Source organism: Streptomyces smaragdinus, assembly GCF_009604385.1.
GTDB lineage: Bacteria > Actinomycetota > Actinomycetes > Streptomycetales > Streptomycetaceae > Streptomyces > Streptomyces smaragdinus.
In genome coordinates, this window is the sequence record NZ_WEGJ01000016.1 from 97,508 (window position 1) to 123,990 (window position 26,483).

Here is a 26,483-nt window from a genome sequence, read left to right on the forward strand (position 1 = left end):
GCCTACCGCTGGGCGGACGGCGGCGGCACGGGCGCCGGGGCCGCCGGGCGCGGCGGCTCCACGGGGCGCGGCGGGGCGACCGGCCGGGGCGCCGGGCGGGGCGCGGGGCGGGGCGGGACCGGGAGCGGGGCCGCCGGCACGGGCATGGGGGCCGGGACGAACGGCATCGGCGGGGGCGGCGGGGCCGGGAGGCGGCCCTTGGCGCCGGCGCGCAGGTCGAAGTCCTCCCAGTCGGTGTCCGCGAGGGCCGCCGCCGTGTAATCCGCCCAGATCTCCGCCGGCACCTCGCCGCCGGACATCCGGTCCTCGCCCAGCGCCCCGTGCAGCGACTTCTGCACGCCGGTGTTGGAGTCCTGCCCCATCAGGGCGACCACGGTGGCGAGTTCCGGGGTGTAGCCGGCGAACCAGGCGGAGCGGTTGTGCTCGCCGGTGCCGGTCTTGCCGGCCGAGGGGCGGCCGGACTCCTGGGCGACCTCGCCGGAGCCCTTCTCCACGACGCTCTCCAGGATCGCCGTGGTGGCGTCGGCGGCGACCCGGCTGACGGCGCGGCGGCCGCCGCCGGGCGGGAGCTGGTACGTCTGACCGTTCTTGGTCATCTTCTCGACCAGGCTGAACGCCGGCTGCTTGCCGTGGTTGGCGAGGGTGGCGTACGCCTGCGTCATGTCGAGCACGCTGGCCGTCGCCGCGCCGAGCGCGATCGCCGGATGGGGGGCCATCTCCGGGGTGTCGGGGGACAGCCCGAGGCGGACGGCAGTGTCGCGGACGCGGCGGGGGCCGACGTCCTGGGCCATCTGCGCGTACACGGCGTTCACGGACTTGTCGGTGGCGTCGGCGACGCTGAGGCGGCCGTAGTTCTCGTCGTCCTGGTTCTCCGGCGCGTAGCCGACCTTGCGGCCCTTCTTGTCGGTGACCTGGCGTTTGCTGGCGCCGTCGTACATGGTGCGCGGGGTGATCTCCGTACCGCCGCGGGTGCGGGCGTCGTACTGGACGGCGGCGGCGAAGACGAACGGCTTGAACGTGGAGCCGACCTGGTAGTCGCGCCGGGTGGCGTTGTTGACGAACTGCTTGGTGTAGTCGCGTCCGCCGTACAGGGCGACGACGTGCCCCGTCCGCACGTCGATCGACGCTCCCCCGGCCCGGACGAACGCGTCGGTCGGGTTGTCGTCGCTGAGCCGGGACTCGAGGCGGTCGTCCACGGCCTGGACGAACGCCTTCTGCTTGTCCGGCTCGATGGTGGTGGTGATACGGAAGCCGCCCGCCGCCAGGGTCTTCTCGTCGATGATGCGGTTCTCGGTGAGGTAGTGCTTGACCGCCTCGACGAGATAGCCGCGCTGACCGGACAGCGACTGGCGGGGCTTGGCCTGCTGCGGCTGGGGGAAGCGCAGGGCGGCGCGCTGGTCCTTCGTCAGCCAGCGCTTCTTCCGCATGCCGTCCAGGACGTAGTTCCAGCGGGCGACCGCGGCGTCTCGGTTCTGCGGGTTCAGGGTGACGTCGAGGCTGTGCGGGGCGTTCAGCAGCGCGGCGAGGTAGGCGCCCTCGGAGAGGTTCAGCTCGGTGGCGTCCTTGTCGAAGTACGCCTTGGCCGCGGCCTGGACGCCGTAGGCGTTGCGGCCGAAGTAGCTGGTGTTGAGGTAGCCCTCGAGGATGTCGTCCTTGGTGACCTCGCGGTCCAGCTTGATGGCGATGAAGAACTCCTTGAGCTTCCGGGAGATCGTCTGCCCCTGGTCGAGGTAGTAGTTCTTCACGTACTGCTGGGTGATGGTCGAGCCCGACTGGGTGCCCTTGCCCGTCGCGGTGTTCCAGCCGGCGCGCAGCATGGCCAGGGGGTTGACGGCGGAGTCGGTGTAGAAGTCGCGGTCCTCGGCGGCGAGTACGGCCAGTCGTACGCCCTCGGGGATGCGTTCGATGCCCACGCTCTCCCGGTCGACCTCGCCGTCGCGGGCCATGGGGGTGCCGTCGGCGTAGAGGAAGAGGTTGCTCTGCGCCACGGCGGCCTGGTTGGGCTCGGGCATGTCGACCGACATGTAGCCGACGGCGAACGCCCCGCAGCCGGCGGCCAGCGCGATCAGCGCGCTCCCGGCGAGGGCGCGCCAGCCGGGGAGCCAGGCGGTCCACTTCCGGCGCTTTTGCGGCGGCTGCGCGCCGTCACCCCCGGGTTCGGTCCGCGGGGGCTCTTCGGTCACCAGGGGCGGCTCGGTCTGAGTCATGGGGCATCACATCCGATAAGTCTGATATGTGCCACTTTGCCACCGGGGGCATGGTTTTACGGGTACGGCGCGCGGGGAGTTCGAACACGGCGGTGCCCCGGGGCCGGCGCGGGAAGGGCGCCGGGCCCGGGGCACCGGATCTGCGCAGGTCAGTGGAACTGACCCGGCGTGTAGTCGCCCGCGGGGCGCTGGAGCATCACGTTCGCCCGGTTGAAGGCGTTGATGAGCGTGATCACGCAGACCAGCGCGGCGAGCTCCTCCTCGTCGTAGTGCTTGGCGGCGTTCGCCCACACCTCGTCCGAGACCCCGCCGGCGGCGTCCGCGATCCGGGTGGCCTCCTCCGCCAGCTCCAGCGCGGCCCGCTCGGCCTCGGTGAAGACCGTGGCCTCGCGCCAGGCGGCGACCAGGTTGAGCCGGACGCCGGTCTCGCCGGCGGCGACGGCGTCCTTGTAGTGCATGTCGGTGCAGAAGCCGCAGCCGTTGATCTGGCTGGCACGGAGCTTCACCAGCTCCTGCGTCGCGACGGGCAGCGTCGAGCCGGCGAGCGCCTGGTTCGCGGCGACGATGTGCTTCATGACCTTGCCCATGACGGGGCTGGCGAAGGCGTCCAGACGGGCACTCATAACGATCTCCTCTGCCAAGTACGGTGACTTCGCCCATGAGACGCACGCCGCACCCGGGGATGTGACAGAAGCCCGTGTGACCTGCGTCTCCACGTCCCCGTCCACCTACGTACCGCTGAACTCAAGGGCTTTCGCCTAGAGTCGGGGCATGACAAGCGACGAGCGGCCGTCCCGTCCCCTGCCGGAGCTCCGGGCGTCCGACGCCGACCGGGACCGGGTGGCGAACGTGCTGCGGGAGGCCCTGGCCGAGGGGCGGCTGTCGATGGACGAGTTCGAGGAGCGGCTGGAGTCCGCGTACCAGGCGAAGACCTACGGCGAGTTGGAGCCGCTGACCGCCGATCTGCCGGGCCCCGAGTCCGGCGCGCTGTCCCTGCGCAAGCGGCAGACCCCGGCCGGGAGCGCCTGGCCGGGGCGGATCGGCGGGCGGCCGACGTCGACCGCCGGGATCGGGGTGCTGGGCGGGTTCCAGCGGCGCGGGCGCTGGACGGTGCCGCGGCTGTTCACCGCCGTGACCGTGTGCGGGGGCGGTGAGATCGATCTGCGGGACGCCGACTTCGAGTCGGCGGACACCGAGATCCGGGTCGTCGCGGTGATGGGCGGCGTCAACATCGTCGTACCGCCGGAGATCGAGGTCGAGGTGCGGGGCCTGGGGATCATGGGCGGCTTCGACCAGTCGCACACGGGCACCCGCGGCGCCCCGGGCGCGCCCCGCGTGGTCGTCACGGGCTTCGCGTTCTGGGGCGGGGTGGGGATCAGCCGCCGCCGGCGCCACCGCGAGATCGCGGAGGACTGACTAGAGCGCCGCCTGCGTCGTCCCGCGCAGCTGGGCCGGGTCCACGGCCTTCGCCATGGCCAGGAAGCCGGCGTCCGTCAGATGCAGATGGTCCCCGGAGTCGTACGCCGGGAGGAGCCGCGACGGGTGCCCGGGGTCCCGTACGGCGGCGTCGAAGTCGAGGACGGCGTCGAACACCCCGCCGGCCCGGATCTGCCGGTTGACCTCCGTACGGGTCTTCTCCAGGGCCTTCGTCCCGCGCGGGTGGCCGGCGAACGGCATCAGGGTCGCCCCGGTGACCCGCAGCCCGCGCGCCCGGGCGTCGGCGGTGATCTGCCGCAGTCCGGCGACGATCGCGTCCGGGTCGGTCTGCTGCGGGGACTTCAGCAGGTCGTTGACGCCGACTTCGACGATGACGGCCTTGATGTTCGTACGGGAGAGCACGTCGCGGTCGAGCCGGGTGAGGGCGCTCTCGCCGGCGCCCTCCCGGGAAGAAGCGTCGTGCAGCAGCCGGTTGCCGCTGATCCCGAGGTTGAGGACGCCGTAGCGCGGGGCGCCGGGCTCGGTGCGCAGGCGCTGGGCGAGGAAGTCCGTCCAGCGGTGGTTGGCGCCGATCGTCGAGGTCAGGCCGTCGGTGAGGGAGTCGCCTATGACGGCGACCGCGCCGCGGGCCTGGGTGGACCAGACGTCGACGCCGGTGAGGTAGCGCCAGAACGGGAGCTGCTGGGTGAAGGCGCCGCCGCGGACGTCGGTGGTGTGGTCGCCCTCGGCCGCGTAGCTGATCTGGCGGGAGTGCGGGTGGTACGTGACGGGGCCGGACGGGGTGCGGGCGTACGTGGTGACCAGCAGGTCCCGGTCGGCGGGGACGGTCAGCCGGACCGCGTCGCTGATCACCGACCGGCCCACGGGCACCGTGACGGCGGAGCGCTGCGCGAACGTGAGGCGCCGCATGCTGCCGGGCGCCGCGCCCGCGCTGCCGCCGGCCACGGCCAGGGCGACGGAGGCGCCGTCGAGGGTGAGGGGGGCGGTGCCGAAGGCGTTGGACAGCTGTATGCGTATGCGCGTCCCCCCGACCGTCGTGTGCACGACGTTGCGGACGGAGAGGTTCGCGAGCCCCCGCTCCGTGCCGGGCTCGGCGGCGGTGGGGGCGGTGGCCCAGGTGCCCGTCCAGCCGCCCGTCCCGGCGGGCGCGGCGGGCTCGCGCGGGGTGAACGCCGCCCGGTCGCCGGACCCGTCGTCGCCGGTCAGGGCGTAGACGCCGGCGGCAGCCGGGACCGCCACGGCCACGAGGGCCGCGAGCACCGCGTAGCCCGCTCTTCTCGTCACGTACGCATTCTCCCGGGGACGTGGGCATGCCGCCGTGGGCGGCCGGTCATCTCATCGGTGGAACGGCACTGTCCCGCAGGGGGTACGAGTCGCGCAAACCGTCGGTGCGCGTTACTGCATCCGGAGGAGTAGGACGCCGGGAACCCGCTGTTCGTTCCCTTGGTGGAAGAGATACGTGGAACGGGTCCGGCCTCGGGCACCATGGCCGTATCGGCTCTTGCTCGAACGGGTGATAGGGAATGGAACAGACGGAAGCGGCCGAATCGCCGGACGTCACGGGATTTCTCCCCGCGAGCGGCTTCGCGTACACGGAGTCCGACGAGGAGAAGCGCCGGGGCGTCCGCCGGATGAAGCTCTTCGCCACCTGTCTGCTGCTGCTCGCGGCGACGGTGTTCGCGCTGGCCAAATGGGCCGAGCACGCGGACGCCGGGGCCTGGGCCGGCTATGTGGCCGCCGCCGCGGAGGCCGGCATGGTGGGCGCGCTGGCCGACTGGTTCGCGGTGACCGCGCTGTTCCGGCATCCGATGGGGCTGCCGATCCCGCACACGGCGATCATCCCGACGAAGAAGGACCAGCTGGGGCAGTCCCTGGGCGACTTCGTGGGGGAGAACTTCCTCTCCGAGAGCGTGGTGCGCTCCCGGCTGTCGACGGTCAAGCTGGGCCGCCGGCTGGGCGCCTGGCTCTCCGAGCCCGCCAACGCCGACCGGCTGACCACCGAGGTCTCCACCGCGCTGCGCGGCGGGCTGACCGTGCTGCGGGACTCCGACGTCCAGGCGATCGTCGGCGAGGCCATCAACCGCCGGGCCGCGACCCTGGAGATCGGCCCCGGGGCGGGGAAGCTGCTCGAGCAGATCGTCGCCGACGGGGGGCACCGGCGGGTGGTGGACCTGGTGTGCGAGCGGGCCGAGATCTGGCTGGTGGCGAACGCCGACTCGGTGATGGGCGCGGTGACCGGCGGCGCCCCGGGCTGGACGCCCAAGTTCGTCGACCGGAAGGTGGGCGAGCGGGTCTACAAGGAACTGCTGCGGTTCGTCACCGAGATGCGTGACTGGCCCGAGCATCCGGCGCGCGGCGCCATCGACCGCTTCCTGCGGGACTTCGCGAACGACCTGCAGTCCGACACGGCGACCCGCACCCGGGTGGAGCGGCTGAAGGCGGAGGTGCTGGCGCGCGACGAGGTGCAGGACTTCATCGCCTCCGCGTGGGGTTCGCTGCGGCGGATGATCGTCGGGGCGGCGGAGGACGAGCAGAGCGAGCTGCGGCTGCGGGCGCGCGCGGCGATCCTGTCGTTCGGCCGGCGGATGGAGTCCGACCCGCGGCTGCGGGCGAAGCTGGAGGGCTGGGTGGAGGACGCCGCGACGCATGTCGTGACGACGTACCAGAAGGAGATCACGTCGCTGATCACGGACACCGTGGCCGGCTGGGACGCGGAGCACACCTCGCGCAAGATCGAGGCGCACATCGGGCGGGACCTGCAGTTCATCCGGATCAACGGCACGGTCGTGGGCTCGCTCGCGGGCCTGGCGATCTTCACCGTGTACCGGGCGATCGCGGGCGGCTGACGGCCTTGGACGGGCCGCCCCGGGGCGGGTTACGATCCGTGGAAGCCGTTACGAGGAGAGGGGGCCGGCCATGCGTGAACGTACGGGTGTCGCCGTGCGGCTGCTCCTCGGCGCGCTGCTGTATCTCGTGGGCGTGTCCCTGCACGACGACGTCGGCCTGACGGCCGGTGTGGCCGGGGCGGCGGCGTCGGCGGCCCTGCTGCTGCTGACGGCGGCCGTCACGGGCGTCATCGCCCGCCCGCTGCCGCCGGGCCTGATCCGCACGGCCATCCGCGACCGCGCGATCCGCACGGCGTTCCTCCCGCAACGCGACCCGGACGCGGCGGGACGGTCGCGGCCCAGGGCACCAGGCGCGGGCCTTCCGACGGCCGCGCTGCATCATTTCGGGGGGTAACCCCCGAACCCCCAGCCGAGGCGGGTGACCGTCCGGCGTGGGGCGCCGGGGTGCTGCATTTATCTGGGGGATAACCCCCAGACCCCCAGCCGGGGCGGGTAACCGTCCGGCGTGGGGCGCCGGGGTGCTGCATTTATCTGGGGGATAACCCCCAGACCCCCAGCCGGGGCGGGTAACCGTCCGGCGTGGGGCGCCGGGGTATAGCTCCCGGATCCCCGGCCGAGGCGTTTCAACGCCCGGCGCAGGGCGCGCGGCTCGTCACACCGATCCCTCTTCGGTACGACGACCCGGAAGGTCCCTCCCGTCATGTTCGACGCCCTCAGCTCAGCCCTGTCCGCCCTGGCGGACACCCTGTCCCCCGCGTTCGGCGCCTCCGCCACGGCCGCCGCCGTCATCGCGTTCACCCTCTGCGTGCGGCTCGCCCTGCATCCCCTGGCCCGGGCGACCGCCCGCGGTCAGAAGGCCCGCGAGAAACTGGCGCCGCAGCTCGCGGAGCTCCAGCGCAAGCACAAGAAGAACCCGCAGAAGCTGCAGAAGGCCACCGTCGAGCTCTACAAGGAGGCCGGCGCCTCCCCCCTGGCCGGCTGCGGCCCGATGCTGCTGCAGATCCCCGTCTTCATGATCATGTACCGGCTCTTCTCCGGCCACGACCACGACCTCCTCGGCCACACCCTCCTCGGCGCCCCGCTCGGCGACAACTGGTCCGACGCCTTGTCCGACGGCGGCCTGTTCGGCGCCCACGGTCTCGTGTACCTGGGACTGTTCGCGGCGGTGGCGGTGGCCGCCGCCTGGTCGTACCGGCACGGCAGGATGCTGGCGGCCGTCGCCGCCGAGAAGCGCGCGGCGAACAAGAACGCCCCCGAGCTGCCGCCGGGGATGGCCGGGATGTCGAAGTGGATGCCGCTGCTGTCGTTCGGCACGATCCTCTCGGCCGCCGTGGTCCCCCTCGCCGCCGCCCTGTACCTGGCCACGTCGACGGCCTGGTCGGCGGCGGAGCGGACGTTCCTGCACCGCACGATCGTCGCCGCCGGATAGCACGGCGGCGGCGGAACGAACGGGTCTGGTATCCGAACAGGGTCTTGCGGTGTGGATCATGCCGCTGGAGGATCGGCCGCGAAACCGATGGGAGTGAGGAACATGAAGCTGCTGCGTGTGGGCCCGGCCGGGGCCGAGCGTCCGGCCCTGCTGGACGGGGCCGGGGTGCTGCGGGATCTGTCGGAGCTGGTCGACGACATCGACGGACGGCTGCTCGCGGACGACGCGGCACTCGCCCGCGTCCGGGAGGCGGCCGCCGTCGGCTCGCTGCCGGAGCTGGCCGCCGACGGGCTGCGGACCGGCGCGCCGCTGGGCCGGATCGGCAAGATCGTCTGCATTGGGCTGAACTACACCGACCACGCCGCCGAGACCGGCGCGAAGGCGCCCGCGGAGCCCGTGATCTTCATGAAGGCGCCCGACACGGTGGTGGGCCCGGACGACACCGTGCTGGTGCCCCGTAACAGCCGCAAGATGGACTGGGAGGTGGAGCTGGCGATCGTCATCGGCCGCACCGCCCGCTACCTCTCCTCGCACGAGGAGGCCCTGGCCGCCGTGGCGGGCTACGCCACCTCGCACGACGTCTCGGAGCGGGAGTTCCAGACCGAGCGCGGCGGGCAGTGGGACAAGGGCAAGAACTGCGAGACGTTCAACCCGCTCGGCCCCTGGCTGGTCACGGCCGACGAGATCCCGGACCCGCAGGCCCTCGCCCTGAAGCTGTGGGTCAACGGCGAGCTGCAGCAGAACGGCTCCACGGCGGACCAGATCTTCCCGGTGGCGGAGGTCGTCCGGTACGTCAGCCAGTTCATGACCCTCTACCCCGGCGACGTCATCAACACCGGCACCCCGGCGGGCGTGGCCATGGGCCGCCCGGAGCCCAAGCCGTATCTGCGGGCGGGCGACGTGGTGGAGCTGGAGGTCGAGGGCCTGGGCCGGCAGCGGCAGACCCTGGAGCAGGCGTAAAAACGGCGGAGGGCTCCCGGGGGAGCCCTCCGCGTCTGCCGAAGAAGCAGGTCAGCCCAGCAGTTCCCGCAGCTGCGGGACGAGGGCGCGGAACGCCTTCCCCCGGTGGCTGATGGCGTTCTTCTCCGCCGCCGTCAGCTCCGCGCAGGTCCGGGTCTCGCCCAGGGGCTGCAGGATCGGGTCGTACCCGAAGCCGCCGGCGCCCGCCGGCTCGTACCGCAGCGTGCCCTCCAGCCGTCCCTCGACGACCCGCTCGGAGCCGTCCGGCAGCGCGGCCGCCGCGGCGCACGCGAAGTGCGCGCCCCGGTGCTCCCCGTCGATGTCCGACAGCTGCCCCAGCAGGAGCTGGAGGTTGGCCCGGTCGTCGCCGTGCCGGCCGGCCCAGCGTGCGGAGAAGATCCCCGGCGCGCCGCCGAGGACGTCCACGCACAGCCCCGAGTCGTCGGCGAGGGCCGGCAGTCCGGTGGCCCTGGCCAGGGCGTGCGCCTTGAGCAGGGCGTTCTCGGCGAAGGTGACGCCGGTCTCGGGGACGTCCGGCACCTCGGGGAAGGCGTCGGCGCCGACCAGCTCCACGTCGAGGCCGGCCTCGGTGAGGATGGCCCGGAGCTCGCCCAGCTTGTGCGCGTTGCGGGTGGCGAGCACCAGCTTCGCGGTCGTCATGTCGTACACACCTTCGAGACCTCGCCGGCTGCGTCGGCGATCGGGGAGATGTCGGGGACGTCGCCGGAGTCGGCGGACTTCTGGGCGTTGTCGATGGCCTTCTGCAGGTCGTCGACGGCCTCGGTCAGATCGGCGTTGTCGCTCTGGTCCTTCCAGTCCTTCAGGTCGGTGTCTATCGCGTCCAGCGCGTCGACGAAGGACTGGGGGCTGTCACCGGCGTTGGAGGCGGCGTTCTGCAGGTCGTTGACGTCGTCGGCTATGTCGGCGGCGAGCTGGGCGCAGTCCAGCGCCTTGTCGACGGCGCTGCAGCCGGTGAGCGCCGCGGTCAGGGCGGCACCGGCCGCGGTCAGGGCGAGCGACGTGCGGAGCGTACGGGTCACTGAAGGCCTCCCAGGGCTTCACGCTGCAGCAGGTCCAGTTCGGCGCAGCCCCCGACCGCGAGGTCGAGCAGCGCGTCGAGTTCCGAGCGGGCGAACGGCTCGCCCTCGGCGGTGCCCTGCACCTCGACGAAACGGCCGTCGCCGGTGCAGACCACGTTCATGTCGGTCTCGGCGCGGACGTCCTCCTCGTAGCACAGGTCGAGCAGTCCGGTCCCGCCGACGATGCCGACGCTGACGGCGGAGACGGTGCCGGTGAGCGGCTGGGCCTTGGCCCGTACGAGCTTGTGGGACTGGGCCCAGGCGACCGCGTCGGCCAGCGCCACGTAGGCGCCGGTGATGGCCGCGGTACGGGTGCCGCCGTCGGCCTGGAGGACGTCGCAGTCCAGGACGACGGTGTTCTCCCCGAGCGCCTTGAAGTCGACGACGGCGCGCAGGGAACGGCCGATCAGCCGGGAGATCTCGTGGGTGCGGCCGCCGATCCGGCCGCGGACGGACTCCCGGTCGCCGCGGGTGTTCGTGGCCCGGGGCAGCATCGAGTACTCGGCGGTGACCCAGCCCTCGCCGCTGCCCTTGCGCCAGCGCGGGACGCCCTCGGTGAGGCTCGCGGTGCACAGCACCTTGGTGTCGCCGAAGGAGACGAGGACGGAGCCCTCCGCGTGCTTGCTCCAGCCTCGCTGCAGGGTCACCGGCCGCAGCTGCCGGGGCGTGCGCCCGTCGATCCGGGGCGCGTCGCCCGTGGGGCCATAGGTTCCAGACATGACTCCGACCCTATCGGGCGTACCGGCAGCACAGCGCCCTTCCGCCCGAGTTGGGAGGGAAGACCCAGTTCGTACGAGCTGAGTACGAGTCGTCCTGGAGCGGGTCCCGATGTCCCGGGCGACGGGTCCGCGTCGGTGCCGGCGGCCCGGACGGCCTCAGATCTCGTACACCGCGCCCGGCTGCGCCAGCGCCACCGGGCCGTCGTAGACGGAGCGGGCGTCGCGCAGATTGGTCTCCGGGTCCGTCCACGGCGGGATGTGCGTGAGGACGAGGCTGCGGACCTGGGCGGTGTCGGCGAGCTGCCCGGCCTCCAGGCCATTGAGGTGGAGGTCCGGGATGTCCTCCTTGCCGTGGGTGAACGCGGCCTCGCACAGAAGCAGGTCGGCGTCCTTGCTGAGCCCGGTGAGCGCCGGGCAGGGGCCGGTGTCCCCGGAGTAGACGAGGCTGCGCCCGCCGTGCTCGATGCGGAACGCGAACGCCTCCACCGGGTGGCTCACCCGGTCGGTGTGCACGGTGAAGGGGCCGATGCGCAGGGTGCCCGGCTCCAGGGTGCGGAAGTCGAAGACCTCGGACATCGAGCGCTTGGACGGAGTGGAGGCGTGGGCCTCGGTGAGGCGCTGCTCGGTGCCGGCCGGACCGTAGACCGGCAGATGGGCGGGGCGGCCGCCGTCGAGCCGGTAGTAGCGGGCGACGAAGTACGCGCACATGTCGATGCAGTGGTCGGCGTGCAGATGGCTGAGGACCACGGCGTCCAGGTCGTACAGCCCGCAGTGGCGCTGCAGCTCGCCGAGCGCGCCGTTGCCCATGTCGAGGAGCAGCGAGAAGCCGTCCGCCTGGACCAGATAGCTGGAGCACGGCGATTCCGCGGACGGGAACGAGCCGGAGCAGCCGATAACGGTGAGCTTCATGTGCGGCAGGAACCTCCGGCGGTCAAGAGGTGCCCGTCGGATTCAGGGCGACGGACGGCGTACGGCCTGTCGAGCGTACGGCGCGAAGGCCCCGCCGGGACCTGCGGTCACCCCATGTGTGCGCGGAATCACCAGGATGCGGGCGCGCCCTCCGGGCGCGGGCGCCGGACTGCGGGCGGGGCGGGCGGACCTTACGATGCCGTCAATGGACACCTCGTGGTGGTGGGCGGCAGCGGCCGTCGTGGCGCTGGTGGTGGTCGCCGGGCTGGTCGACACCTGGGGGCGCCTGGGTGCCGGGCGCCGCCGGGCGGAGCGGGTACGCGCCGCGCCCCGGGGCGGGCCGAGGCCCGCCGTGCGGGAGGGGGAGATCTGGTGGGCCCGGGTGCCGTACGAGGACCGCCCGGGGGCCAAGGACCGCCCCTGCCTGGTCCTCCGGGTGGACGGCGACACGGCCCTGGTCGCCCGGATCACCAGCCGCTTCCACCCCGAACGCCCCGGCGTGATCCCCCTGCCGCCCGGCTCGGTGGGCGACGCCAGGGGCCGCGCGAGCTTCCTGGACACCGGCGAACTGCGCGAGGTCGACCTCTGGGCCTTCCGCCGCCGCGCCGGCTCGGCCGACCCGGCGATCTGGGACCAGGTCCGGTACCTCGCGGAGGAGTGAGCGGCCGGACACGCGAGCGCCGGGCGCGGGCCCCCGCAGGAGCCCCGCGCCCGGCGGCGCGGGGTTACTCGCGGGACAGCTCCCACACGCGCCAGGCACCCGTGGAGTCCAGCAGCTTCTCGCCGCCCAGGATGTGGTCCGTGGTGAGCGTGTAGTCCTTGCTCTGATACAGCGGCAGCAGCGGCAGGTCCTTGGCCACCTCGTCGTCGATCGCCGTGTTGTCCGACAGGGTCCGCGTCCGGGCGGAGACCTTCTCGGTGCGCTTGATCAGTTCGTTGACCTTGGGGCTGGAGTACCCGTTGTTGAACGTGTTGCCCTTGCCCACGACCGGGCTCACGTACGTCCCCGGGTCCGGGAAGTCCGGCAGCCAGCCCACGGTGAAGGCGTCCGTCTTGCCGGCGTTGACCATGTCGAAGAAGTCGTCGCCCCGCGGGTCCAGCTCGACCTTGAACAGGTCGTTCTGCTCCAGCTGCTTGACCAGGACCTTCGTCTCCTCCTCGAAGCCCGCGTCCTTGCGGTACGCCAGCGTGAAGGTCACCGGCGTCGCGATCCCGGCCTCGGCAAGGATCTTCTGGGCCTCGGCGGGATCGGTGCGCGGCAGCCGGTCGTAGAACGCCGTCGTGTGACCGGCGACACCGGCCGGGATCAGGGAGTACAGCGGGTCGACGGTGCGGAAGTGCACATTACGGGCGATCGCCTGGCGGTCGACGAGGGCCGCGATGGCCTTCCGGATCGCCGGCGACTTCACGCGCGAGCCGTCCTTGACGTTGAAGACCATGTGCCGCACCGAGGAGCCCTTGAGCGCCGCGACGCGGACGTCCGACTCGGGGTTGTCCTCGATGTCCCGGTAGGCCTTGGCGGGCAGGTCACGGCTGACCGCGTCGAGGCCCCCGTCCTTCCACGCCGCGAGCAGCTTGTCCGGGGACTCGTAGTACTTGATCGTCACCGCGTCGTTCTGGACCTCAAAGGCGCCCTTGTAGTTCGCGTTGCGCTCCAGGACGGCCGACTTGCCCGCGTCGTAGCTCTTCAGCACGTACGGTCCGGAACCGACGACGTCGTCGCCCTCCAGGGCCTTGCCGTCGGGGTACGCGTCCTTGTCCACGATCACGCCGGCGGCGCTGGCCAGCTTGTACGGCCAGGTGGCGTCGGGCGTGGCCAGATGGAAGACGACGACGGCGTCCCCCTCGGCCTCCACCGTGTCCAGGGTGCCGAGGACCGGCCAGGGACCGCCCTGCTTGTTCTTCTCGTAGTACGACCGCACCCGCTCGAACGAGAACTTCACGTCCTCGGCCGTGAGCTTGTCCCCGTTGGAGAACTTGAGGCCGTCACGCAGCTCACAGCGGAAGGTCTTCAGCGTCTTGTCGTCGGTGAAACTGCACTCCTTCGCCGCGTCCGGAACGGGCGTGGAACCGGACGGCTCGAAGGTCATCAGGCCCTGGTGGAGCGTGCTGATGATCGCCCACGAGCCGGCGTCGTAGGCCGCGGACGGATCCAGCGAGGTCACGCTGTCCGTGGTGCCGACGACGATCGGGCCTGCCTCGTCTCCTTCACCGAACAGGCCGCCCGAACAGCCTGCCAGCAGGGATATGGCGACGGGCAGCGCCGCGAGACGGAGGAGTTGTCGCGAATACCGCACGGGTTCATGCCTTCCACGCACGCCAGCGTGTCGCTTGTCTGGACACGGGCGATCTGTCACCGAAGGTGGTGGACCGAAAGCCAATCACACAGCGTGGCGCCATAGTGAGGGCTTGGAGCAAAATTTCTCAACGGATGGGACACGACGGGGACACGGTCACTCGCTGTTTATCCTTGCCCACATGCTGACCCTCACCCAGGAGCTCTACGAGCAGATCGTGGCCCACGCCCGCGCCGACCACCCCGACGAGGCCTGCGGCGTCCTGGCCGGCCCGACGCCCGCCCCAAAGGACGGCCGGCCGCAGCGTTTCATCCCCATGCTGAACGCGGCCCGCTCCCCCACGTTCTACGAGTTCGACTCCCAGGACCTGCTGAAGCTCTACCGCGACCTCGACGACCGCGACGAGGAACCGGTGGTGATCTACCACTCGCACACGGCGACCGAGGCCTACCCCTCGCGCACCGACATCAGCTACGCGGGCGAGCCCGGCGCGCACTACGTTCTGGTCTCCACGGCCGAGTGCGGCAACGACGAGGGCCCCGTCTCCTTCCGCTCGTTCCGCATCGTGGACGGCGAGGTGACCGAGGAAGACGTGCGGATCGTGGCTTCGTACGAGGCCGACGCCGATGTGCCCGTCTGACCCGTCCACATGCTGGGACGGCGATCGAAGGCCGGCGCCGGGAATCGATACGATGAATGCATGGTTGACGGCTGTGTGAAGGACGGGACGAAGGAGACGCCGGGCTCGCTGCTCGTGGCGCGTCTCCACGTCGACCTGTGCCGGCTGGCCAGCGCCATGTGTCCGGCGCGCCGCTGACCGTCGTCCCCGTCCGCCCGTTCCCGCTTCCCGTTTCATCCGCTTCCGTACGCGCCGTACGCGAGCCCCCACCCCCGTCTGGAGCCGTGCCATGGCCATCGAGGTCCGCATCCCGACCATCCTGCGCAGTTACACCGACGGCGAGAAAGCCGTCTCCGGTGAGGGCCAGACCCTCGCCGAGCTGATCGCCGACCTGGAGTCCCGGCACACGGGCATCCGTGAGCGGCTGATGGACGGCGAGGAGCTGCGCCGCTTCGTCAACGTCTATCTGAACGACGAGGACGTCCGCTTCCTGGAGGGCATCTCCACCAAGCTGGCCGACGGCGACAGCGTGACGATCCTTCCCGCGGTCGCCGGTGGGGCCTGATGCGTTACGACACCCCCCTGGCCGCGGTCGGCAACACCCCGCTGGTGCGGCTACCGCGGCTCTCGCCGTCCCCGGACGTGCGGATCTGGGCGAAGCTCGAGGACCGTAACCCCACGGGGTCGGTCAAGGACCGGCCCGCGCTGTTCATGATCGAGCAGGCGGAGAAGGACGGGCGGCTCACCCCTGGGTGCACGATCCTGGAGCCCACCTCGGGCAACACCGGCATCTCCCTGGCGATGGCGGCTCGGCTCAAGGGCTACCGCATCGTCTGCGTGATGCCGGAGAACACCTCCGAGGAGCGGCGGCAGCTGCTGGCCATGTGGGGCGCGGAGATCATCTCTTCCCCGGCCGCCGGTGGGTCCAACACCGCCGTGCGGGTCGCCAAGGAGCTGGCGGCCGAGCACCCCGACTGGGTGATGCTCTACCAGTACGGCAACCCGGACAACGCGGGCGCCCACTACGCCACCACCGGGCCGGAGATCCTGGCGGACCTCCCCTCGATCACCCACTTCGTCGCGGGCCTGGGCACCACGGGCACCCTGATGGGCGCGGGCCGCTATCTGCGTGAGCACCGCCCGGACATCCAGATCGTGGCCGCCGAGCCGCGCTACGACGACCTGGTCTACGGCCTGCGCAACCTCGACGAGGGCTTCGTCCCCGAGCTGTACGACGCCTCGGTGCTGACCACCCGGTTCTCGGTGGGCTCCGAGGACGCGGTGACCCGCACCCGCGAGCTGCTCCAGCAGGAGGGCATCTTCGCCGGCGTCTCCACCGGCGCGGCCCTGCACGCGGCGATCGGCGTGGGCCGCAAGTCGGTCCGCGCGGGCACCCCGGCGGACATCGCGTTCGTCGTCGCGGACGGCGGCTGGAAGTACCTCTCCACGGGCATCTACACGGCGGCCTCCACGGAGGACGCGGTGGCGGCCCTGCACGGCCAGCTCTGGGCGTAACGCCCCGGACACCGGGCGGGCGCCCGCCCTTGCGGTGGGGGCCGGGGACGGTCCGCAGCAGCGGCTCCGCTAGAGGTGGAGACCTGGTCTCGGTGCCGGGCCACGCTCCCGCCGCTGCTGCGGACCGTCCCCTCGTTGCGTCGGCGGGTGGCGGTTGGGTGCGGGTGGCCACCGCACGGTGCACAGGAAGGCCCGGCCCTCCAGCCCCGAGGGGCGGCGGAGGACCGGGCCTCTCAGCGCAGGCGGACGGTCAGTCCGCGTACGACGGCTCCAGCGCCTCCTTGGGGGCCTTGGCCTTGACGAACGACCAGCCGACGCCCAGCAGCACCGCCCAGCCCGCCCCCACGTACAGGGACACCCGCGCGTCCGCGTCCAGCGCGATCATCACGGTGACGAACAGCAGGAACAGCAGCGCGATCCAGCTGCACACCGACCCGCCCGGAGCCGGGAAAGACGACGCCGGCAGCCGCCCGGCGACCACGGCCTTCCGGTAGCGGATATGGCTGACGAGGATCATCATCCAGGTCCAGATACCGGCCGCGGTGGCCACCGACATCACGTACCCGAAGGCCTTCTCCGGCACCAGGTAGTTGAGGACCACGCCGATCCCCATCACCGCGACGGACAGCGCGATCCCGATGGCCGGCGTCTTACGCGTGCTCAGCCGGCCCAGCGACTTCGGGGCCTCGCCGTTGGACGCGAGGTCCCGGAGCATGCGGCCCGTGGAGTACATGCCGGAGTTGCAGGAGGACAGGGCGGCGGTCAGGACCACGAAGTTGACGATGCCGGCTGCGAGGGGGATGCCGATCTTGCCGAAGGCGGCTACGAACGGGGAGACGCCTGCCTCGAACTCGGTCCACTGGACGACCGACAGGATGACGATCAGCGCGCCGACGTAGAAGACGACGATTCGCCAGGGCAGCGTGTTGATGGCCCGCGGCAGCGTCTTCTCCGGGTTCTCGGACTCGCCGGCGGTCACGCCGACCAGTTCGACCGCCAGGTAGGCGAACATCACGCCCTGCAGTGTCATCAGGCTGGATCCGACGCCCTTGGGGAAGATCCCGTCGTGGCTCCACAGATGGCTGACCGTGGCCGTGTCGCCTGCCTGGGAGAAGCCGAGGGTCAGTACGCCGACGCCGATGACGATCATGCCGATGATTGCCGTGACCTTGACCATCGAGAACCAGAACTCCAGCTCGCCGAAGATCTTCACGGAGATCAGGTTCACGCCGAAGAGCACCACCAGGAAGGTGAGCGCGCTGGCCCACTGCGGCACGTCGGGGAACCAGTAGTGCATGTAGATCGCGGCCGCGGTGAGCTCGGTCATGCCGGTCACCGCCCACATCAGCCAGTACGTCCAGCCGGTGACGAAGCCGAAGAACGGGCCGAGGAACTCCCTCGCGTACTCGGCGAAGGAGCCGGAGACGGGGCGGTACAGGAGCAGTTCGCCCAGCGCCCGCATGATGAAGAAGATGATCACGCCGGCGAGGGCGTACATCAGGATGAGGGAGGGGCCGGCCTTCTCGATGTTCGCGCCGGCACCCAGGAAGAGTCCGACGCCGATGGCACCGCCTATGGCGATCATCTGCACCTGACGGCTTCCCAGACCGCGCTCGTAGCCTTCCTCGGTGGCGGTGACGCCCTCCCGGGCCTGCATTGAGCTCATGTGTATCTGCGCCTTTCCGCGACCGGCCCGGGAGCGCCGGACCGGTCCGCCATCCCCCCGGATGGATGCGAACGAGCGAAAGGTCTACCACGCAAAACGGTGGTCCTTCGTGAGGCGCTTCACACGACAAAAGGGACTGATCGCCCGCAGTGCGGCATGGCGGAACTCCTGTTGTGTGTTCGTTATCCGAACATGAGGTTCCGCTGAGGTTGGCGTAAGGGGGAAAACCGCCGGTCGCCGACTACCCCAGCAACGTCTCGATGAGCGACTCCTGCAGTCCCCCGAGCCACAGATACGCCATCACCATCGGCTTGCGATCGTCGGAATCCGGCAGGTGATACAGCACGTCCGTGTCGCTGTCGTCCCGGATCTCCAGCCGTGCCCCGATGGCCAGCCGCAGGTCGTTCAGTCCGCCCAGCCACTGTTGCGACTCCTGCGGGCCGAGCTTGAGCACGCCCCCGCCCTCGCCCTGCACGGACATCGAGTCCAGCGTCCGTACGATCGCCAGCGCGCTCTCCCGCTTGCCCGCCCGCAGATCGTTCTCCGTGAACCGGCGGAACTCCGCCGCCGCGGCCTCCTGCTCCGCCCGCGCCGCCTCGTCCGCCGGCGGCTTCCCGGGGTCGCCGTAGGCGTCCGGGAAGAGGCGGGCCAGGGCCGGGTCGGAGGGGGGCTCGCTGGGGCCCTCCGCGAAGAGCGCGTCCAGCGGGTCCAGGGGGGCCTGGCCGGCCGGCTCGTCGCCGGGGCCGATCAGCTCCAGCAGCTGCACCGCGAGCGAGCGCAGGATCGAGATCTCGACCTCGTCGAGGGCGACGGCGGCACCGCCGCCGGGAACGGCTTCGAAGTGGGATGTCATCAGCGGTCCTGGGAGAGCGTGGCCCACAGGCCGTATCCGTGCATGGCCTGGACGTCGCGCTCCATCTCCTCGCGGGTCCCGCTGGAGACGATCGCCCGCCCCTTGGTGTGTACGTCCATCATCAACTTGCGCGCCTTGTCCTTGGGATAGCCGAAGTAGGCCTGGAAGACGTAGGTCACGTAGCTCATGAGATTGACCGGGTCGTTGTGCACGATCGTCACCCAGGGCACGTCCGGTTCCGGGACGGCGGCCGGGCTCTCGGCCTCGAGGGTCTCCGAGCGCTCGATCTCGGTGGGCGCGACACTCACCTGTTGCCCCTCATTCGCGTTGCCTGCGGCCGTCACCCCCCATGCTGCCACTGTGGGGCGGGTCACAGCCATTCGGCCGGGCGTTCCGGCCCCGCCGCGCTGAAATCGTCAGTCTGACGAGAATGCGCTATGATGCTGTGCATGACGGATCTGAGGCTGCCTGTCACCGTCCCTTCGACGGCGCTCTTCACCGACCAGTACGAGCTCACGATGGTCCAGGCCGCGCTGCGCGCCGGCACCGCGGACCGCCGCTGCGTGTTCGAGTGCTTCACGCGCCGGCTGCCCGAGGGCCGCCGGTACGGCGTGGTGGCCGGCACCGGACGGGTGCTGGACGCGCTGGAGAGCTTCCGCTTCGACGAGCGGGTCATCGAGTTCCTGCGGCACGGGGCGGTGGTCGACGAGCCGACGCTCGAGTGGCTCGCGTCGTACCGCTTCACCGGCGATGTCTGGGGCTATCCCGAGGGCGAGGTGTACTTCCCGGGGTCGCCGGTCCTGCGGGTGGAGGGCACGTTCGCCGAGTGCGTGCTGCTGGAGACCGTGATCCTGTCGATCATGAACCACGACTCCGCGATCGCCGCCGCCGCGTCCCGGATGTCGGTGGCCGCGGGCGGGCGGCCGCTGATCGAGATGGGCGCCCGCCGCACCCACGAGCTGTCCGCGGTGGCGGCGGCCCGCGCGGCGTACGTCGGCGGCTTCTCGAAGACGTCCGACCTGGCGGCGGGCTTCCGCTACGGCATCCCCACCACCGGCACGGCGGCGCACGCGTTCACGCTGCTGCACGACAGCGAGCGGGACGCCTTCACGGCGCAGGTGGAGTCGATGGGCAGCGGGACGACGCTGCTGGTCGACACGTACGACGTGAAGGAGGCCGTGCGGACGGCGGTCGAGGTCGCGGGGCCGGAGCTGGGCGCGGTGCGGCTGGACTCCGGGGATCTGCTGCTGATGGCCCACCGGGTGCGCCAGCAGCTGGACGAGCTGGGCGCGAAGGAGACCCGGATCGTGGTCACCAGCGACCTCGACGAGTACGCCATCGCCTCGCTCGCGGCGGCCCCCGTGGACGCGTACGGCGTGGGCACCCAGCTGGTCACCGGCAGCGGTCACCCCACCTGCTCCATGGTCTACAAGCTGGTCGCCCGGGCCCGGTCCGCCGATCCGGCCGCCGAGCTGGAGCCGGTGGCCAAGAAGTCCACCGGCGGCAAGGCGTCGGTCGGCGGGCGCAAGTGGGCGGCGCGCCGGCTGGACGAGGACGGCTTCGCCCAGACGGAGGTCATCGGCTCCGGGCCGGTCCCGCCGGACCTGGTGGACCGGCAGCTGCTGGTGGAGCTGGTGCGCGGCGGGAAGGTCGTCGGGCGGGAGCCGCTGGACGTGGCGCGCGCCCGGCACGTGGAGGCCCGCGCGGGCCTCCCCCTTTCGGCCACCCAGCTGTCGCGCGGCGAGGCCGTACTGGCTACGCAGTACGTATGACACGGGCCCGGGGAAGATCCACCCGGGGCGTATGAGCGGGAGCGGGCCCGGGGAGACATCCTCCGTACGCCCCGAGATCCATCCATTCCAGACGCCTGCGGACGGGGAGAATCCATCACCATGCATCGCGCACTGATCGTCGTGGACGTGCAGAACGACTTCTGCGAGGGCGGCAGCCTCGCGGTACGCGGCGGGGCGGACGTGGCCGCCGCCATCACGGACCTGGTCGGCCAGTCGACCGCCGGGTACCGCCATGTCGTCGCCACCCGCGACCACCACATCGACCCCGGCGCGCACTTCGCCGAGCGGCCGGACTACGAGCACTCCTGGCCGCGGCACTGCGTGGCCGGCACCGAGGGCGTGGGCTTCCACCCGAACTTCGCCCCGGTCGTCGCCTCCGGCGCCGTGGACGCCGTGTTCGACAAGGGCGCCTACGCCGCCGCGTACAGCGGCTTCGAGGGCGCCGACGAGAACGGTACGGGGCTGGCGGACTGGCTGCGTGAGCGGGACGTCACGGAGGTGGACGTCGTCGGTATCGCCACCGACCACTGCGTCCGGGCCACCGCGCTGGACGCCGCCGCGGCGGGCTTCACCACGCGGGTGCTCCTCGACCTGACGGCCGCGGTGGCCCCGCAGACCACCGAGCGGGCGCTGGAGGAGCTGCGGGAGGCGGACGTGGAGCTCACGGGCAAGCCGGTGGTCGTGACCGGCTGAGCGCCCCCGCGCGCCCCCTCAGGCGCTCGCGCGCGGCAGGGAGCGGATCGGGTGCCAGGACTCCGTGTCGTCGTCCAGCTTGGCCCGCCACAGCACCCCCTCCGGGTGATGCAGCACCGCCGTGATCTCGTCCGGGGTCGGCGGCTCGGCGTTGCCGCGCAGATACACCGACCGCAGCCCGAGGTTCCGCAGGCGCGTCAGCGCCCGCGGCCGGGTCGCGGCATGCACCAGCACCCGGACCTGGGGCACCACTACCCCGGGTCCGGCGCCGGCCGGCAGCCGGATCGCGACCACCACGCTGCCGTCCGGAAGGCGGGAGAATCCTCCACCTGCCATACGTCCGTTCACCCCCGTGAGAGACACGCTGTCAACAAGACCGCGTGCCCCCATCTAAACGAAACCGGCCGCCGCCCGCTAGAGGGCGACGGCCGGTTCAGCTCTGACCTGCGTTAACAATCGTTAACGACCGCTCGGAGCCACCTGCACGGTCAGCGTCTCGCCGCTGAGCGGCTCGTCGACGATCGTGATCTTGGTGTTGGTGTCAGGAACCTTGACGCTGCCGATCCCGTTCTCCGCGTACCAGTAGACGCCCTTGTGGTCGTCGAAGGTCGCCTGGGCCGGCTTGGCGCCGGTCTCGGCCGCTTCACCCTGCAGGTGCAGGGTGAAGCCCTCCACCGGGCGGGTGCTGAAGGTGGAGTCGTAGGCCTGGATGCGGTTACGCATCACGGTCCCGTTCGCCCACTTCAGCGGGGTGGCGTTGGCGTCGACCGGGAGGATCAGGCCCTCGCCGGGGTGGACGCTGGTGTTGTTGTCCGCCTGCGAGGTGTCCCACAGCCAGACCAGCATGCCGTTCTGGTAGCCGAAGTGCTCGACCCAGTTCGGGCGGGTGCTCAGCCAGCCGAAGTTGTACGGACCGGTCGCGAGAGTCGTGTCGTACGAGACGTACTGACGGTTCTCGACGATGTAGTACTGGTCGTACTCGTCGGTGAAGGACTCGCCCATCTGCTGGAAGCCCTTGGCCGTCCAGCCCGCCGCGTCACCCTCGGCGTTGTCCGCGAAGATCTCCGCGCCGTCCGCCGTGATCGCGATGGAGTCGGCCGCGAAGCCCTTCTCCGCCACGCCACCGTCGGACTGGTAGCGGAACCGCAGCTGGATGTTCTGGCCGGCGTAGGCGTCGAGCGGGTAGACCAGGTCCTGGTACCCGTCCGACATACCGGTCAGCGCCGGGGCGTCGCCGCCGTCGCGCGGAATCTGCGCGCCGTCGACGGTGCCGTCGATCGAGGTGAAGGTGGCACCGCCGTCGGTGGACACCTCGGTGTAGAGGTAGTCGTAGTCTTCCTCGATCTGGAACCAGCCCTTGAGGCTCAGCGAGGCCGACGACTTGCCCGTCAGGTCCACCGTGCGGGTCAGCGTGTTCGACAGGTTGTCGCCCATGCCGCTCCACCACTGCTTCGCACCCTCGGCAGGAGTGGTGACCGAGGTGGTCTTCTCCTTCTTCGGGAGCTCGACGATGAGGGCCTGCGGGTTCTTGGTGTTGTACTCCGTGACACCCAGCTTGTGCTTGGACTTCGTCGCGGCCGAGGCCAGGTCGTAGTCCAGCCAGCCCAGGAACAGCTTGTCCCAGGCGGTCATGTCGCTCGGCAGGTCACCGATGGCGTTCTCGCCCCGGCCCATCCAGGAACCCGAGGACATCAGGTCCCAGAAGGCGGTGGAGTTCTCGCCGCCGGCGGTGTCGTAGTTGTCCGGCAGACCGAGGTCGTGGCCGTACTCGTGCGCGAAGACGCCGAGACCGCCGTTCTCCGGCTGCACGGTGTAGTCACCGACCCAGATGCCCGTGTTGCCGATCTGCGTACCACCGAGCTTGTTGTCCGCCGGGCCGGTACGGCCCTGGTCGGTGGGGTACGTGTACCAGCGGTGGGCCCAGATGGCGTCCTCGCCCTGGACGCCGCCCCCGGCGGACTCGTCCTCACCGGCGTGGACCATCTGGAAGTGGTCGATGTAGCCGTCCTGCTCGTTGAAGTTGCCGTCGCCGTCGTAGTCGTACCGGTCCCACTGGTCGAACTGCGCCAGCTCGGTCCGGATCTGCTCGTCGGTCGCGCCGGCGGCCTTCCGCTGCTCGACCCACTTGGTGACGGCGTCGCGCACCAGGTCCCAGACGGAGGCGCAGGTGGTGCTTCCGCACCAGTTGCCGCCGTACCGGGCCTCGTTGTAGTCGACGCGGACCCAGTCGCTGACCTCGCCGTCGACCGAGTAGCGGCCCGAGGACTGCTTCTCGTAGTACTTGGCCATCGACTCCTTGCCGGCGTCGTGGCTGAAGTACATGTCCTGGTAGTGCGCCTGGTTGTAGTCCGCCTGCCACTCGGTCGAGTTGTCGTCCGACCGGTCGGGCTCGGCGATCGTGTTGTGCGCCGGACCCGGCTCGCCGCCGAACTTGACCTGCGGCGGCTTGGGACCGGTGCCGTCCGGGTCGTACATCGTGGTGTTGTCGACCTGGTCGCCGAAGTCCACCAGGATCGTGAAGATCTTGTCGGTCTTCTCCCGGCCGAGCTCGACGTACTTCTTGTCGCCCAGCTTCATGACCTTGGAGCCGTTGCGGTTCTCGGTCTTGGCGGCGGAACCGCCCTCCGCGAGGCGCCGGATGGCTTCCTTGCGCTCGGCCGTCTGCTGGCGGCTGAGCTTGGTCTCGAAGTTGTGGTCGACCTGCTGGGTCGCCTGCGCCGGGTCACGGCGCTGCGGCGTGCCGGCACCCTCGGCCGCCGAAGCCTGGGCCGCCGGCAGTACCGCGGCCGTGATGGCGGCTGCGGTGACGGTGGCCAGCGCGGCGGATCTGATGCTCCTCCGTTGGCGTATCAAAATGCGCTTTACCTCCCCTTCGGCCGATCGCCTGTGACCGTCCGGACCGATCTACACGCGTCGGCGCGAATCATGTGAATGCATTTGACCGGAGTAACTTGTGAAATGACAGTCTTGACTTGCGCACGCCACAGGTATATTGGATTCCGCTTCCGTGGTGGGCGTTTGTCGCTTTGGTGACCGGAGTCCGGTGGGACAGCGGGGTCGGATGGGCCCTGCTGCGGGCACATACCGATGTCACGCGCCTGTGCGCCCCTTGTGCCCCACCCCACAGGTCAGGTCAGGCTTACTGGCATGATGGGCGGGCATCCAACCCCCGAGAGCGCCCGCCCCGTTACTAGGGAGCCCACCATGCCGCGACCCTCAGTGGCACAGCTCGTGTACGGCACGATCACGGTGATCTGCTCGGCGGCGGCCATGCTGTTGCTGACGCAGGCGCAGGCGCGGTTCACGGTCTTCGCGATCTGCCTCACGGCGCTGGCGCTCGGTCTGCTCGTCGCCGTGACGGCGCCGGGCACCCGCCGCCCCACCGCCGACCCCCTCCCCGAGGCCGCCCCGCTCCCCCGCGTGACGGTCCCGGCGCAGGAGCGCGCGGTGGCCGGACAGCGGGACGCCGCCTAGGCGTTCCGCTTCCGCCGGGCCTCTCCCGGACCGGGGCCCGGATCAGGCCCGTACGACGACGGTCTTCGCGGCCTTGTCGTGCAGGCACTGGTGGTACGGGTGGTCGCGTACAAACCAGAGCGAGTTGACCACCCAGAACAGCTGGCCGAACAGCCCGAACGGCGAACCCCCCAGCAGTCCCGGAAACGCGTACACCGCGGCCCTGGTCCAGCCGCGGTGACCGGGCAGATCGCCGTCGGCGAGCATGGCGACGCGGATGCCGACGGCCCGCTTGCCCAGCGTCTGGCCGTTGTGGGCGAGCAGCGCGCCCTCGTAGAGGAAGTACCCGAGGTAGACGATCCCGAAGGCCAGCACCGCCTTCGCCGGGTCCAGGGCCTCGGCCGACTCCATCAGCCCGTCGCCCCGCTCCTGCGCGCGCATCACGTCGCCGAACATGCCGGTGGCGACGGTCGCGACCAGCCACAGGACCAGCAGCACCAGCGCGTCGATCACGCGGGCGGCGAAGCGCAGCCCGCCGGGCGCGAGGGGCGCCATCTCGGCGAGCTCGGGCTGGGTGCGTACGGCGGGGGGCTGGTCCAGGCTCATACCCGTCATTGAACCACCGGGCCCGGAACGCGATCCGTCCCGGGCCCGGTGGTTTCGCGGCGTCGCGCCGCGCGCGTTCAGTACGCCTGGCGGGCCGGCGCGGCCTCCACCACGACGGTCTTGGCGACCTTGTCGTGCACGCACTGGCGGTACGGCTTGTCCCAGGTGCAGGAGAGCACGTTGTACAGCCAGAACAGGGTGCCCAGACAGGGGACCACCTGCGGCAGCGAGTAGACGGCGGCGCGGACCCAGCCCGGGTTGCCGGCCGGGACGGCGCCGTTCTCCAGCATCGCGACGCGGATCTTCATCAGCTTCTTGCCGACGGTCTGGCCGGAGCGGGTCAGCATCATGCCCTCGTAGACGACGTACGCGACCAGGCCGATCAGGCCCCAGCCCCAGCCGCCGCCGACGTCGTTGGCGTCGTCGAAGTGGCGGAAGCCGCCGAAGATCGTGGCCAGGACGGACACCGGGATGTAGATGATGAGGTAGTCGATGATCCGGGCGAGGAGGCGTTTGCCGAGGCCCGCCAGCGGGGGCATGCCGGCCAGTCTCGGGTCGGGGGCGCCGTAGCCGGGGCCGGGGCCCGCGGAGGGGTAGCCGGGATCCGAGCCGGGGTAGCCGGGCGGGGGGCCGTACGGGGACTGCCCGCCGGGGGGAGGCGGGTTGTCGTACGGGGAGCCGCCGGACGGCGGGCCCTGCTCCGGGCCGCCGGAGCCCGGGGGCCGGTCGTACGGGGAGCCCTCGTTCGGCGGCCTGCTGCCATACGGATCCTGGTCGCTCATACCCCGAGGGGATCGTGTCCGCGTGCCGTCCGCACGATGGGCAGGGCCATCCGGATGACCCCCGGGAGCTACCGCGCCACGTACGTACCGGCCGCCCGGTCGTGCCACGTCCGGTGGTTCGGGCGGTCGGTGAGCGCCCGGAGGAGGCCGACGGCGCCGAGCAGGGCGACGGCGGAGACGTACAGGGTCAGCCAGCGCTTCAGGGCGGCGCCGAACGTCGGCGGGGCCTGGCGGCGGGCGTCCAGGACGCGGACGCCGCACAGCTTCTTGCCCAGGGTGCGGCCGGCGGCGGCGGTGGGCAGCGCCTCGTAGAGGACGCCGAAGAGCAGCAGGGCGCCGAGGAAGAGGGCGAGATACGGGCCCGTGGTGCCGTCCAGCACCCAGACGCGCACGGTCTCCCCCGTCCGCCGGGCCGCCTCGACCTTGCGGTCGACGTGATCGGCCGCCCGGCCGGCCAGGGGCAGGGCGAGCGGGAGGGCCACGGCGGCGGTCACCACGGCGTCGATGAGGCGGGCGGCGGTCCGGGCGCCGAGCCCGGCGGGGGGCGCGGCGCGACGCGGACGGCGGCGCGGCTCGGCGGCCCGGCGTTCGGTGACGGGGCGCTCGGCCTCGCGGGGCGG

Annotated in this window: 29 protein-coding genes; 13 read left to right on the plus strand and 16 right to left on the minus strand. The window is 71.3% G+C overall.

What is annotated here, in order from left to right; translation table 11 throughout:
• Positions 1 to 2: 2 nt before the first annotated feature.
• A complete protein-coding gene (locus SRB5_RS20590; RefSeq protein WP_153454117.1) occupies positions 3 to 2,207 on the minus strand; it encodes a transglycosylase domain-containing protein in 2,205 nt (734 codons plus the stop codon).
• Between the two features lie 149 nt (positions 2,208 to 2,356).
• Positions 2,357 to 2,830 carry a carboxymuconolactone decarboxylase family protein gene (locus SRB5_RS20595; RefSeq protein ID WP_153454119.1) on the minus strand — a complete coding sequence of 158 codons (474 nt, stop codon included), beginning with the start codon at positions 2,828 to 2,830 and terminating at the stop codon, positions 2,357 to 2,359.
• A 148-nt stretch (positions 2,831 to 2,978) separates the two neighbouring features.
• On the opposite strand from SRB5_RS20595, the gene SRB5_RS20600 reads away from it, so the two are divergent.
• Positions 2,979 to 3,623, plus strand: coding sequence for a DUF1707 SHOCT-like domain-containing protein (locus SRB5_RS20600; protein WP_153454121.1), 645 nt, complete (start codon positions 2,979 to 2,981; stop codon positions 3,621 to 3,623).
• Here SRB5_RS20600 and SRB5_RS20605 read toward each other — a convergent pair whose 3' ends face one another.
• Positions 3,624 to 4,928, minus strand: coding sequence for an SGNH/GDSL hydrolase family protein (locus SRB5_RS20605; RefSeq protein WP_323378203.1), 1,305 nt, complete (start codon positions 4,926 to 4,928; stop codon positions 3,624 to 3,626). It abuts the gene before it with no gap.
• 239 nt (positions 4,929 to 5,167) lie between these two features.
• Here SRB5_RS20605 and SRB5_RS20610 point away from each other — a divergent pair, with 239 nt between their 5' ends.
• The 4 genes from SRB5_RS20610 to SRB5_RS20625 all read left to right on the plus strand — a co-directional run bounded on the left by SRB5_RS20610 (position 5,168) and on the right by SRB5_RS20625 (position 8,879).
• Entirely contained in the window at positions 5,168 to 6,490 is a 1,323-nt protein-coding gene (locus SRB5_RS20610; RefSeq protein ID WP_153454123.1) for a DUF445 domain-containing protein, read from the plus strand.
• Positions 6,491 to 6,560: 70 nt separating this feature from the next.
• Positions 6,561 to 6,884: a DUF6412 domain-containing protein gene (locus SRB5_RS20615; protein WP_153454125.1), complete on the plus strand. Its 324-nt coding sequence runs from the start codon at positions 6,561 to 6,563 to the stop codon at positions 6,882 to 6,884.
• 306 nt (positions 6,885 to 7,190) lie between these two features.
• Positions 7,191 to 7,919, plus strand: coding sequence for a YidC/Oxa1 family membrane protein insertase (locus SRB5_RS20620; protein WP_153454127.1), 729 nt, complete (start codon positions 7,191 to 7,193; stop codon positions 7,917 to 7,919).
• Positions 7,920 to 8,021: 102 nt separating this feature from the next.
• The gene (locus SRB5_RS20625; protein WP_153454129.1) at positions 8,022 to 8,879 is read left to right on the plus strand and encodes a fumarylacetoacetate hydrolase family protein; all 858 of its coding nucleotides are present in this window, start codon (positions 8,022 to 8,024) and stop codon (positions 8,877 to 8,879) included.
• 51 nt (positions 8,880 to 8,930) lie between these two features.
• Here the strand turns inward: SRB5_RS20625 and rdgB are convergent, their stop codons facing one another.
• The 4 genes from rdgB to SRB5_RS20645 all read right to left on the minus strand — a co-directional run bounded on the left by rdgB (position 8,931) and on the right by SRB5_RS20645 (position 11,586).
• Positions 8,931 to 9,539 (minus strand): RdgB/HAM1 family non-canonical purine NTP pyrophosphatase, encoded by a 609-nt coding sequence (gene rdgB / locus SRB5_RS20630; protein WP_153454131.1) that lies wholly within the window; start codon positions 9,537 to 9,539, stop codon positions 8,931 to 8,933.
• Positions 9,536 to 9,919: a hypothetical protein gene (locus SRB5_RS20635; RefSeq protein WP_323378204.1), complete on the minus strand. Its 384-nt coding sequence runs from the start codon at positions 9,917 to 9,919 to the stop codon at positions 9,536 to 9,538. The genes rdgB and SRB5_RS20635 overlap by 4 nt, the downstream gene beginning before the upstream one ends.
• Positions 9,916 to 10,677 carry a ribonuclease PH gene (gene rph, locus SRB5_RS20640; protein WP_153454133.1) on the minus strand — a complete coding sequence of 254 codons (762 nt, stop codon included), beginning with the start codon at positions 10,675 to 10,677 and terminating at the stop codon, positions 9,916 to 9,918. Before rph ends, SRB5_RS20635 begins: the two co-directional genes overlap by 4 nt.
• Positions 10,678 to 10,833: 156 nt before the next feature.
• A complete protein-coding gene (locus SRB5_RS20645) occupies positions 10,834 to 11,586 on the minus strand; it encodes an MBL fold metallo-hydrolase (protein WP_153454135.1) in 753 nt (250 codons plus the stop codon).
• A 205-nt stretch (positions 11,587 to 11,791) separates the two neighbouring features.
• Between SRB5_RS20645 and SRB5_RS20650 the strand changes: the two genes are divergently transcribed.
• A complete protein-coding gene (locus SRB5_RS20650) occupies positions 11,792 to 12,247 on the plus strand; it encodes a type II toxin-antitoxin system PemK/MazF family toxin (RefSeq protein WP_153454137.1) in 456 nt (151 codons plus the stop codon).
• A gap of 64 nt (positions 12,248 to 12,311) precedes the next feature.
• Here the strand turns inward: SRB5_RS20650 and SRB5_RS20655 are convergent, their stop codons facing one another.
• A complete protein-coding gene (locus SRB5_RS20655; protein ID WP_153454139.1) occupies positions 12,312 to 13,883 on the minus strand; it encodes an ABC transporter substrate-binding protein in 1,572 nt (523 codons plus the stop codon).
• Between the two features lie 181 nt (positions 13,884 to 14,064).
• Between SRB5_RS20655 and SRB5_RS20660 the strand changes: the two genes are divergently transcribed.
• From SRB5_RS20660 to SRB5_RS20670, 4 genes are all read left to right on the plus strand, one after another.
• On the plus strand, positions 14,065 to 14,523 hold the full coding sequence (locus tag SRB5_RS20660) for a Mov34/MPN/PAD-1 family protein (protein ID WP_153454141.1): 459 nt from the start codon (positions 14,065 to 14,067) through the stop codon (positions 14,521 to 14,523).
• A 60-nt stretch (positions 14,524 to 14,583) separates the two neighbouring features.
• On the plus strand, positions 14,584 to 14,700 hold the full coding sequence (locus tag SRB5_RS37540) for a putative leader peptide (protein WP_323378205.1): 117 nt from the start codon (positions 14,584 to 14,586) through the stop codon (positions 14,698 to 14,700).
• 91 nt (positions 14,701 to 14,791) lie between these two features.
• Positions 14,792 to 15,067 carry a MoaD/ThiS family protein gene (locus SRB5_RS20665; protein WP_153454143.1) on the plus strand — a complete coding sequence of 92 codons (276 nt, stop codon included), beginning with the start codon at positions 14,792 to 14,794 and terminating at the stop codon, positions 15,065 to 15,067.
• Positions 15,067 to 16,017, plus strand: coding sequence for a PLP-dependent cysteine synthase family protein (locus SRB5_RS20670; protein WP_153454145.1), 951 nt, complete (start codon positions 15,067 to 15,069; stop codon positions 16,015 to 16,017). The genes SRB5_RS20665 and SRB5_RS20670 overlap by 1 nt, the downstream gene beginning before the upstream one ends.
• A 250-nt stretch (positions 16,018 to 16,267) precedes the next feature.
• On the opposite strand, the gene SRB5_RS20675 is transcribed toward SRB5_RS20670, so the two are convergent.
• The 3 genes from SRB5_RS20675 to clpS form a co-directional block, all read right to left on the minus strand.
• Positions 16,268 to 17,683 carry an amino acid permease gene (locus SRB5_RS20675; protein ID WP_228390248.1) on the minus strand — a complete coding sequence of 472 codons (1,416 nt, stop codon included), beginning with the start codon at positions 17,681 to 17,683 and terminating at the stop codon, positions 16,268 to 16,270.
• 241 nt (positions 17,684 to 17,924) lie between these two features.
• Positions 17,925 to 18,536, minus strand: coding sequence for a DUF2017 domain-containing protein (locus tag SRB5_RS20680; protein WP_153454147.1), 612 nt, complete (start codon positions 18,534 to 18,536; stop codon positions 17,925 to 17,927).
• Positions 18,536 to 18,844: an ATP-dependent Clp protease adapter ClpS gene (clpS, locus tag SRB5_RS20685; protein ID WP_323378207.1), complete on the minus strand. Its 309-nt coding sequence runs from the start codon at positions 18,842 to 18,844 to the stop codon at positions 18,536 to 18,538. Before clpS ends, SRB5_RS20680 begins: the two co-directional genes overlap by 1 nt.
• A 141-nt stretch (positions 18,845 to 18,985) precedes the next feature.
• Here clpS and SRB5_RS20690 point away from each other — a divergent pair, with 141 nt between their 5' ends.
• Positions 18,986 to 20,308 carry a nicotinate phosphoribosyltransferase gene (locus tag SRB5_RS20690; RefSeq protein ID WP_407703949.1) on the plus strand — a complete coding sequence of 441 codons (1,323 nt, stop codon included), beginning with the start codon at positions 18,986 to 18,988 and terminating at the stop codon, positions 20,306 to 20,308.
• 120 nt (positions 20,309 to 20,428) lie between these two features.
• Complete coding sequence (locus tag SRB5_RS20695; protein WP_153454149.1) at positions 20,429 to 21,022, plus strand: isochorismatase family protein; 594 nt, start codon at positions 20,429 to 20,431, stop codon at positions 21,020 to 21,022.
• Positions 21,023 to 21,040: 18 nt separating this feature from the next.
• On the opposite strand, the gene SRB5_RS20700 is transcribed toward SRB5_RS20695, so the two are convergent.
• Entirely contained in the window at positions 21,041 to 21,358 is a 318-nt protein-coding gene (locus tag SRB5_RS20700; RefSeq protein ID WP_153454151.1) for a hypothetical protein, read from the minus strand.
• Positions 21,359 to 21,481: 123 nt separating this feature from the next.
• Positions 21,482 to 23,875, minus strand: coding sequence for an immune inhibitor A domain-containing protein (locus SRB5_RS20705; protein WP_153454153.1), 2,394 nt, complete (start codon positions 23,873 to 23,875; stop codon positions 21,482 to 21,484).
• A gap of 351 nt (positions 23,876 to 24,226) precedes the next feature.
• Here SRB5_RS20705 and SRB5_RS20710 point away from each other — a divergent pair, with 351 nt between their 5' ends.
• On the plus strand, positions 24,227 to 24,496 hold the full coding sequence (locus SRB5_RS20710) for a hypothetical protein (protein ID WP_153454155.1): 270 nt from the start codon (positions 24,227 to 24,229) through the stop codon (positions 24,494 to 24,496).
• Between the two features lie 42 nt (positions 24,497 to 24,538).
• Here SRB5_RS20710 and SRB5_RS20715 read toward each other — a convergent pair whose 3' ends face one another.
• The 3 genes from SRB5_RS20715 to SRB5_RS20725 form a co-directional block, all read right to left on the minus strand.
• Positions 24,539 to 25,081, minus strand: coding sequence for an RDD family protein (locus tag SRB5_RS20715; protein WP_228390249.1), 543 nt, complete (start codon positions 25,079 to 25,081; stop codon positions 24,539 to 24,541).
• 77 nt (positions 25,082 to 25,158) lie between these two features.
• Positions 25,159 to 25,863: an RDD family protein gene (locus SRB5_RS20720; RefSeq protein WP_153454157.1), complete on the minus strand. Its 705-nt coding sequence runs from the start codon at positions 25,861 to 25,863 to the stop codon at positions 25,159 to 25,161.
• A gap of 68 nt (positions 25,864 to 25,931) precedes the next feature.
• Positions 25,932 to 26,483, minus strand: a 552-nt coding sequence (locus tag SRB5_RS20725; protein ID WP_153454159.1) for an RDD family protein, incomplete at its 5' end; no start/stop codon positions are given.